The following is a 1,409-nucleotide window of genomic DNA, read 5'->3' as shown; positions in this document are numbered from 1 at the left end:
GTGGTGAGGTCCGGTGGGAGCCAGGGGCCGGTGGTGAACAGGGCGGTGAGGACGTCGAGGAGGTCTTCGCCGTGTTTGCTGGCGGTGGACAGGTATGACCGTAGGGTCGCGAAGTCGGCGAGTCCTTGCAGGGACCGCCAGGTCGCGCTGATCTTCAATTGCAGCTTCGTGGGTCGTAGGTCTCGTTCGCTTTGATTGTTCGAGAACCAGATCGCGGTGTCGGTGGTGAACCGTAGGATGTCCTCGGCGTCGCGGGTGAACCGCCTGACTAGCTTCGCGGCCTTCGATCCTGGATGCTTCGCGTTGGCCTCGCGCCCAGAGGCCAGGGCCCCGGCGTAGGCCGAGCGGATGAACCTGGCCTGTGCCTCATCCAGGGTGCGGTGTCCGGCCGCGGCGGCGTCGGTCATCATCTGTTTGGCGATCAGCAGGGTGTTCGCCATCGCCTCGGCCCACTGCTGGGCGGCGGGGTCCGCCTCGTGGACACTTTTGAGCGCGCGCAGCAGATGCGCGCCGCATTCGGCGTGGGCGGCGGTGGTGATGTGGTCGTAGCCGGCGTAGCCGTCCCGCACCAGGACCCCGGCGAAGCCGGACAGGACACCGCCGGCGTCGATGTCGGTCTTGGACCGGGACCCGGCGTGCAACAGGGTCAGCATGTCGGTGCAGGCCACGTGGACGTATTTCCATCCGCCGTCGACCCAGGCGGGGGTCTCGTCAGCGCCGATCACGGCCTGGGCGCGCAGCAGGATCCGTACCCGGTCGATGAACGGGCCCAACCGGTCGACGGCCTCACGCACCGCAGCGAGGACCGTTGCCGGGGCGACGCGCATCCCGCACAACACGTCCAGGGCGTGCGTGGCCCGGACGAACGGCAGGTACTGCGCCCCGCGTAGATACACCATCCTGGCTTTCGCGGCGGGTCCGTACTGGAGCCTGCCGGTCACCCCGTCCGGCGCCTGCCCGCAGGTGACCTCCCCGCATCCGGGACACAGCAGCGACTCCACCACATATTCCGTGACGTGCGGCTCGACCGGCGGCGGCATATCGATCACCTGCCGGCGCTGCCGGGCGAACACGCTCGCCCCGGCCAAGTCCCCCGCACATCTGCCGCAGTTGTCCGGCCGGCACTCGATCTTCTCGTCCGGGTCGTCGACGAGCATCTTCGTCGCCCCCGGCGCCCCGCGAGGCTTGCCACGCTTACCCGAACCCGGCGTGGACCGTCTCGTGCGGTCAAGCCCGTCCGACGACGGCGGTTTCGAACTGTTCGACGAGTCCATGCCCAACCGGTCACGCAACCGCGCGATCTCAGCCCGCAACCCGGTGACCTCAGCCGTCAACGCGGCGATCACCGCGGCCTGTTCCGTGACCAGCGCGACCAAGTCGTCATACGACGGACGCTGCGGACCAGAACC

Annotated in this window: 2 protein-coding genes; one reads left to right on the top strand and one right to left on the bottom strand. The window is 68.7% G+C overall.

Going from position 1 to position 1,409, the window contains the following annotated elements:
• A partial coding sequence (gene tnpC, locus ACLQ24_RS29645) for an IS66 family transposase (protein WP_425895036.1) occupies positions 1-1,301 on the bottom strand: 1,301 nt, incomplete at its 3' end.
• On the opposite strand from tnpC, the gene ACLQ24_RS29640 reads away from it, so the two are divergent.
• Positions 1,210-1,409 (top strand): hypothetical protein (locus ACLQ24_RS29640; RefSeq protein WP_425895037.1); only part of this gene is annotated, 200 nt, incomplete at its 3' end. The two genes, tnpC and ACLQ24_RS29640, sit on opposite strands and share 92 nt — an antisense overlap.

The sequence above is a fragment of the Micromonospora sp. DT4 genome, from assembly GCF_049841675.1.
Lineage (GTDB): Bacteria > Actinomycetota > Actinomycetes > Mycobacteriales > Micromonosporaceae > Micromonospora.
Note: the sequence above shows the minus strand (reverse complement) of the source record. Positions and strands in the feature narration are given on the sequence as shown.